Origin of the sequence: Noviherbaspirillum malthae, from assembly GCF_015352985.1 — a bacterium.
In the GTDB taxonomy this organism is placed as follows: Bacteria; Pseudomonadota; Gammaproteobacteria; order Burkholderiales; family Burkholderiaceae_D; genus Noviherbaspirillum; species Noviherbaspirillum malthae.
Genome location: NZ_JACYXF010000015.1, coordinates 118407 through 125514, shown reverse-complemented (window position 1 = coordinate 125514; position 7108 = coordinate 118407). Strand labels below are relative to the sequence as shown.

At 54.4% G+C, this 7108-nt stretch carries 5 protein-coding genes and 1 pseudogene; 4 read left to right on the top strand and 2 right to left on the bottom strand.

The window, feature by feature from the left end; translation table 11 throughout:
* The first annotated feature begins 259 nt into the window (after positions 1-259).
* Together IGW03_RS18025 and IGW03_RS18020 are read left to right on the top strand one after the other, a co-directional pair.
* Positions 260-1645, top strand: coding sequence for an ISNCY family transposase (locus tag IGW03_RS18025; RefSeq protein WP_194723949.1), 1386 nt, complete (start codon positions 260-262; stop codon positions 1643-1645).
* Between the two features lie 383 nt (positions 1646-2028).
* Complete coding sequence (locus IGW03_RS18020; RefSeq protein ID WP_194723948.1) at positions 2029-2463, top strand: hypothetical protein; 435 nt, start codon at positions 2029-2031, stop codon at positions 2461-2463.
* A gap of 350 nt (positions 2464-2813) precedes the next feature.
* Here the strand turns inward: IGW03_RS18020 and IGW03_RS18015 are convergent, their stop codons facing one another.
* A complete protein-coding gene (locus IGW03_RS18015; RefSeq protein ID WP_194723947.1) occupies positions 2814-3452 on the bottom strand; it encodes a hypothetical protein in 639 nt (212 codons plus the stop codon).
* 1908 nt (positions 3453-5360) lie between these two features.
* Here IGW03_RS18015 and IGW03_RS18010 point away from each other — a divergent pair.
* Positions 5361-6188: a hypothetical protein gene (locus IGW03_RS18010; RefSeq protein WP_194723946.1), complete on the top strand. Its 828-nt coding sequence runs from the start codon at positions 5361-5363 to the stop codon at positions 6186-6188.
* Between the two features lie 103 nt (positions 6189-6291).
* On the opposite strand, the pseudogene IGW03_RS18005 reads toward IGW03_RS18010, so the two are convergent.
* Positions 6292-6432 (bottom strand): annotated as a pseudogene (locus IGW03_RS18005) (transposase); the annotation flags it as partial.
* Here IGW03_RS18005 and IGW03_RS18000 point away from each other — a divergent pair.
* Positions 6433-6915: an LPD7 domain-containing protein gene (locus IGW03_RS18000; RefSeq protein WP_194723945.1), complete on the top strand. Its 483-nt coding sequence runs from the start codon at positions 6433-6435 to the stop codon at positions 6913-6915. It abuts the pseudogene before it with no gap.
* Positions 6916-7108: the final 193 nt, after the last annotated feature.

The following is a 7108-nucleotide window of genomic DNA, read 5'->3' as shown; positions in this document are numbered from 1 at the left end:
AAGGGACGCAACAGCAAATCTTTAAAATGAGGATATCCTGTGGATAACTCGCCCGCCGTTCCCATTGAAAAATAAAGAACTTCACAACCAAAACCTACGCAACATCAATCCGAAACTACCAAGATTACTGCGGAAGAATGTAGGTCCCAAATAGAGATGTCCGGTTTCCCCCAAATAGAAATGTCGTGTTTGCTATTTGGAAATACGGGAAGCCGGAAGTTCATGAATGCTATGGGAATCTCTTTGCTGGGAGGCTTTCATGGCCACGACTGGGACCATTACCATGAGCATGCAGGAGTTCGACCGCCTTAAGATCATTCAAGCGGTAGTCGATGGCAATCTTAAGCCGGGTCAGGCAGGCCTTCGACTGAACTTGACGACACGGCAGATTCAACGGCTGGTCAAGCGCTATCAGACACAAGGCGCCACCGGACTGGTGTCTGGTAAGCGCGGCCGTGCAAGCAATCATCAGTTGCCGCCTGGCTTGGCTGCACAGGCGTTGACGATCATCCGGCAGCGGTATGCCGACTTCGGTCCAACGCTGGCTTGTGAGAAGCTTTATGAATGTCATGGCATCCAGATTGGCACAGAGACGGTGCGCCAACTGATGATCGAAGCCGGGCTCTGGATTCCCCGACAGCTGCGATCTCCGAAGATCTACCAACCCCGTAACCGCCGGCATTGCGTCGGCGAACTGATCCAGATCGACGGTAGTGATCATCATTGGTTTGAAGATCGGGGACCGGCCTGCACGCTCCTGGTCTATATTGACGACGCCACCAGCCGGCTGATGCATCTGCATTTTACGTACAGCGAGTCAACGTTCAGTTATTTCGAAGCTACGCGGGCCTATCTCGAACAGCATGGCAAGCCACAAGCGTTTTACAGCGACAAGGCTTCCGTATTCCGCGTCAACTGCAAGCAGCCTCAGGCTGGCGATGGATATACGCAGTTTGGACGGGTGCTATACGAGCTCAATATTGAGAGAATTTGCGCAAATAGTAGTCAAGCAAAAGGACGCGTTGAACGAGCCAATCTCACACTACAGGACCGGTTGGTCAAGGAACTGCGACTACAGGGGATCTCCACCATGGCAGCTGCCAATGCCTATATGCCCTGCTTCATTGCTGACTACAATCGGCGCTTTGCCAAGCCGCCACGCGATGATTGGAATGCACATCGCTCTGTACGCCAGGACGAGGATCTGGAGCTGATCTTTACGTATCGGGTCAAGCGCAGAATATCGCATGTGCTGACGCTTCAATATGACAAGGTAATCTATCTCATTGGCGATACACCGTTGAGCCGCCAGTTCATCGGCAAGTATATTGATGTCTATGAGTACCCGGACGGACGCATTGAGCTAAGGGCTGGCGCGGCTTCCCTGCCCTACACGACCTATGACCGCCTGCCAGAAATTCGTCAGGGTGCCATCGTGGAGAACAAGCGACTTGGACATACCTTGCAGATTGCCCAAGTCCTGCAACAGCAGCGCGACAGTCGCCATGGACTGGGCAAACCAGCGAGGACCAACCGGGGGCTACCGCCGGTGAAAAAACGCCCGGAAGCGGCAACCAAGGCGCAGCGGGCGCTTAATGAGCAGGACCTAGCTGATGCAGTGGCGCAGGTGGCATTAACACCTTAACAATCGATAGACGAGCCGTTTCTATGCTCGGGCATTCCGCTGTCGCGGCTGCGTGATTGTTAAAACCTCAAAAACAGGCTGAAATCAGCGAAAACAGGTCAAAACCACGACATTTCTATTTGGTTGGCGCCACGACATTTGAACTTGGGGCCAACAAAGAAATGTAGGAGCAAAGTTGTAATGTCCGGTTTTAGCAAAGTTCAAAAGTCCGCTTTTTCCGCAGGATAACCCTATGACAGACGGGTTTGGGAGCGGCCATGGGCAGAACCGGAGCAAATACGATGACGATGCGAGAACTGGACTGGACCGTCTAAAGATCATTCAGGCCATCCAGAAACGACCGGGATGCGCACCGGCCACTGCGTGAGGACGAGGATCTGGAAATGATCTTTACGCATCGTGAGAAGCGCAAGGTATCCCACGGGCTGACGCTGCAATACGACAAGACGATCTACCTGATTGGAGATACGAAGAGCAATCGGAAGCTCATCGTTAAATACATTGACGTGTGCGAATATGTTGACGGCCGCATTGAACTACAGGCCAGTGGTGCTTGCCTGCCCTACACCACTTATGATCGTTTGCCTGAAGTGAATCAGGGTGCTATGGTCGAAAATAAGCGACTTGGACATGTACTGCAGATTGCACAGCTCGTGCAGGCCGAACGCGATAATAGCCGGAGCCAATCGGGGCCGGCAAGGACGCATCACGGCTTGCCGCGGTCGACCAAGAAACCGGAGCCTGGCAAGAAAAGACAGCGGGCACTGGACGCCAAAGATATGGAAAAGGCAATCAGACAGGCGGCCTTGGCAACCTGAGCTGCTAAATTAGACCAGCACCGTACTGAACAAGCATTCCGCTGTCGCGGCTTCATATTAATAAAACTAGTAAAAAACAGCCTAAAAATTCCTGAAAACCGTCCCCCACCCCGGACATTTGAACTTTGCCCGCAAGCGGACATTTGAACTTGGCGTTGTCAAGAAATTGTTGTGGTTAGGTCCGACGCAATAGATTTGTCGACCTGGTTGCAGCTCATATCTATCTCATGCTGAGGACAATGTCGCTGTGTCGCCGCTCTACGTAGATTGCGGCGACCACAGACACTACTTCCATACGCAAGATATGACAGTCGTGCCGCAAGCTCGTCTACGGCTTGACTTGGAGCCATCTACCATGGCCAATTCTGAGTGGCATCGATCCCGCCCAGATTGCAGGCAGCTACCCATTCTGGCTGCAGGTTGCCTGTGCCAAGGTTACGCTTGCCTTGAACGTGGTCGCTTTGTAATAGCAAGTCGAGATCATTGCAACAAATTGCTATGAACTGGTAGCTAGCCTCCTCGAGCACGCCAATCGCCTGGGGAACATTCAGGATGAACACGTTGCGGGCCCAAGCCCGCACTTCGTCGTTTGCAAACAGTGGTTCGTCCCGATTGAAACCTTCGAACGCAAGCCGCAATTTCGTCTTGCTGCCGCCCTGCAGGATGTTTGGCATCTCAACTTCGACAAGCAACTGCAACTGGCTGATCATGAGCGCGGTCGCTTCGGCCGCCGCAGTTGGGTCAGTCTGCCGACAGATCGGCAGTACAAGAGTCTGCGAGTCTCGCGGCGGCACCTCGCCGACGCATGGCAAGTCATTTGGATCACCGATGAGCAGTACGCGGCTGCCGGTCAGTTCCTTGAGCAGGTCGCGTGCCTTTCGCATGTCGTACAACGTTTTTTGATCCAGCATGACGCCTTGCGTCCGGTCGCGTTTCGCCCTATTGGATGGGCAAACCGATGCCTTGCTGTGCTGAAGCCTGCTTTTCATGTAAAACTCTCCCTTAATCAATGCGCTTTGCAGAAGCGCACACTGCAAACAAAGGCTGTGTATCCAAGCGTGGCATGCCATCCTGGGCTGTTCACGCCTGCGGTTGGCGCAGATGAAATTGGACTGCTCACTTCTGGACCCTTTCCACATGCTATTGATGCAGATTTACGGGTGCCCAGTGACAGTACCGTGTGGCCGTATCGGCCTGCTTTTCACTGCACTTGAATACAGCGTAATCAATGTCTGATGGTCTGTGGCGCGGTCAAGGGACCAAAATCCCAGAATATTTTGGATATTTTTCGAATTTCCTGTCTGGCGATCCCGGCATGCGGCCACCGGTACGCTCCAGTGGCGTCTAGTCTTATAGGAGTAGGACCCCTGCCGCGCTATCACTAGTCGCGTGCAGGCGCAGCTACCCTACCCCCTGCGCCGGTCTGTCCTGTCCGACGCATTGGGTTGCTGCTACCAGCTGGAGTCCTGTACGGCGGCAGCATCAGGTCATTTCGTCGGGCAAGCGATCATACTGAGCTGCCTGGGGCTTCGATTCCGGAGCAACCGCATAGCTTTTGTGGACATGTCCATTCGCATTCGTACCAACGATGGTGTCATTAACCCAAACCCGCCTTCAATACCTCTGCCCTACCTATTCCCGCCAAGATCACGTCCATTTGCCTGAGCAAATGCCGCTACTACAGATCGGCAATGTGCCTGGTGTTGAATACACCTTGATGCAGTGGTGACCGTGCTGTGCGCTTCAATGTTTGCAAAGCATGAATGCAAGCAGACTGACCTTGGACTTTGTTCCGCTTCCCGTGCCAGCGCTCCACTTGCCCGTGGATCAGGTCAGATTCAATGATTTGGGGCGGCGCTCCCCATCGAGCTAACCGTTGGTTGAGGTGTTCTCGGCAGATGGCTGGCGCATGACAGTGCGGCAGATTAACGGCCGACAATACGACACATCACCGACTCCCCATAATCGTGCTGTGCCACCTACTGACTAGCTGGATAGCGGCACAAAGGGACTGCATTAACCGCCTGGTACAGTCCCTTTTCTATGGCTGGAGACGATCAGACGGACGCGACCCGGATTCATTATTTCAATAATGGCGCGGTAGCGCTAAGAAACAGACAACAAACAAAAACACGATGCTCTACCTGATAGATACGATACCTAAGTTCTATCCCCAGTGCGCCGATGAACCACTACAGACAACATCCAGTTATGCGTTTTATGCGAGCATTGTTCAAGAATGCCAGGGCGGCGCGAAGTTCAGGTACATCCGCTCCCCAGATCATTCAAGTCGCAGGTCTTTCCGCCAAGGGCGGGTAAAAGCGATAAAGACCTATGGCTGCTTTCGCGTCGCTGGCTTTGTTGGGACTTTGGCCGGATTCGGTTGCGGCCTGCGTACGACATTTGCGTTTTGAAGCATCTGGATTGTTATTCGGGTTCTGGCAGCATCAGCAATGCCATAGCGGGCCGGAGAGTCCATCGCCCCCTTTGGGGCCTTGGAGTGTGTCATCGATATTTGCCTTTCCAATACTGTACGCGCAGTCTATCGGTTTACCTCTTCGCGCGCATTGCACCTGCAGGTTCATCTTCGCCTGTTTCAGGCTTGCAACGTTTGTCTAGCATCACGAGTTGACCAACGAGTCGAATAGCTTTTAGGTGCAATTTGGCGCCGCCGCTCTGTTGTCCTTGCCCGGCATGCGTTGGCAGGCATCGTATTACGACAAGTTTGCAGGGAGCCACCAGCCATGAAGTGGTCCGGCTGAGAAATTTCCAAGCCATTGAAGTGAAAAACCAAAGTAACAAGGGACATTGCTCCGCGACAGTGTTTTCTTTGTGACTGCGGAAAAGTAGAGTGTAGTTATACCCATCTTTTCCCCTTCACGGACCTTGGAGGTCAGATGCGCCATACCGAAAAAGCATTGGACGATATATGGCATAGCGATGATTTGCATAGTGATGAAGAAACCATTGCGCTGATGTCAGCGACTCGCATTCTGGCGCGACACATCGCTCAGCTATTCGCGCAACTCGAAGCGGGCTGGGTTCCAGACACGCCGGTTCCAGAGGAACTGGTGCGCCACGCTGCCGCATGCGCAATCGCGAAAACAACAGGCGCCGCGATTCAAGCGAGCGCCATTGAAGCAAAACTGAGAAAACACTGGGAGTCGCTGTTCCTCGCCGTGCAGCATGATCGCGTCGACAGCTGGCAGGCTCGCCAAATGTATCTGCGATTAGGCCGCGTCGATTCTTCGTCCGGTATCGACATCACAGGAACACTTGACAGAAGTAGTGCAACCCTGCCGCGTATCAATCTATTCAACCAGGCGACGCTCGATGATCTGATCAGGCGCGCCATTGCGCGCCGCTGGACTGCTGCGGACATGGCACGCGCCCTAGACGATCTCTACGACGCGAGTCGAGTCCATGCCCAAGCCCGGTTGCTGCATCCGCCTGGAGGAATCCATTTCGATTCCATTCTGGCCGCCTTCTACGACTGGCTGAAAAGCGAACCGTATGGTCCCGAGGCGTTCAATGATGACTGGCTGCTTGGTTATTCGATGGCACGTGGCCACACGCCGAAATACTATTATCGATTCATGCATGACGAGAACCGTCTTTGCAATCGGCAACGACTGGATGCCTCGGCCCTGCTTTCCCCCCCTGGCTGTATTTGGCAGCTGCGCGGGGAAAACTGGCGCAAAGAACATAGCGCGACCCCTTTGTAGCAGCGATGGAATCCTCGTACCAAGCCCAGCGGATAACGGCCCCCGCGTCCAGCGGCTTGGCGCGCAATGCGTTCTCCAAGCCTTTGCGTCCTTCGTCAACCTACTCTTCGATCTCCGAAGGCGGGATGTCGAAGGCCCGGCTTGCCTCAGCCACGCTGGTCTTACCCTGAATAATTTCGGTAACCAACGCTGCTTTACGCTTGGCCGTCCACCGTTTGAATTCTTCTTCCAGCGTCATGCTCATGTGATTCCCTTTCGTGACTATCACCTGAGCAGGTTTTCAGTAGATCAATACACGCGGGCTTACGAAGCAGCGCCGCCGAAGCCGTCGAAGTGGCGCGACGAACGCTTGCGCATCCTGGTGAGGCTATATGGCACGGGGTCGATCGCCCTCGCCGATACGTGGTTCGTTGAACAACGCGGCCCTGACGTCGTACTGTCGCGAACCGATGGCAGCCGCTTGGTGGACAAGAGGCGGCGGATCGAAGCTGCCAATGGCAGCCGCGGAGAGGCTCGGGCGATCATCGAGCTCGCGCTCATGAAAGACTGGTCGTCGATCAACTTCACCGGTACCGACGACTTCAAGCGAGTTGCAATGGCTAAAGCGTTCGCGGCGGGAATTCCGGTGCATGCTCGGGGCGCACATGACATGGCGTTGCTGGCGCAAGCCCGCGAGGACTTCGTGCGGGGCGGGAACGCAGGCCTCCGGATTGACCCGCCGGTTTGACACCGGGCGCTTCTCGTATAAACCGTAATGCACGTAAATGACGGGAGGCGCAATGTCGTACGTACTTATCGTTATCAGCTACCTGGGCAGATCGGCCTTTGGGCCCCAGGTGTCTATGCAAGAGTTTTCGTCCCTGGCACGGTGCGGCGGCGCGCAAACGGCGGTGCTTCTAGCGGTGGACCGAATGAACCAG